We start from the raw sequence: 434 nt of genomic DNA, 5'->3' as shown, positions 1-434 counted from the left end.
CATCCACCCGCATCCGACGCTCTCCGAGGCGGTCGGCGAGGCGTTCCTGACGCTGGCCGGGCGCGGCCTGCACCAGCAGCACTAGGGCCTCTCGTTTGGATCATGCCGGGCTCGCGGGCCCCGGCACGCACATCTGCGGCGTTGTCGTCCATCACCATGGCTCCGCCATGCCTCAATCCTCCGCCTTGCAGCTGCACGCACCGGACCCCGCTCCCTGATCCGGCCTGATCCAAACGAAAGACCCTAGGCCGTCCCGGCGGCGGTGACCGTACGGCGGCGGGTGGGCGCCCAGCAGCGGATGATGTCGCGCACCGACACGATGCCCACCGGGCCGGTGCCGTCCAGCACGATCAGATGCCGGAACCCGCCGTGCGTCATGGCTTCCGCGGCCTCCTCCAGGGTCCAGGCCGGGGCGGCGAACACCACGTCGGTGG

1 protein-coding gene is annotated in these 434 nt (G+C 71.2%); it reads right to left on the bottom strand.

Translation table 11 applies throughout. The annotated features are described in order from the left end of the window. Window positions 1-243: 243 nt before the first annotated feature. A partial coding sequence (locus RNC47_RS37005) for a CBS domain-containing protein (protein WP_311605258.1) occupies window positions 244-434 on the bottom strand: 191 nt, incomplete at its 5' end.

The sequence above is a fragment of the Streptomyces millisiae genome, assembly GCF_031845425.1.
GTDB classification, from domain to species: Bacteria; Actinomycetota; Actinomycetes; order Streptomycetales; family Streptomycetaceae; genus Streptomyces; species Streptomyces millisiae.
Note: the sequence above shows the minus strand (reverse complement) of the source record. Positions and strands in the feature narration are given on the sequence as shown.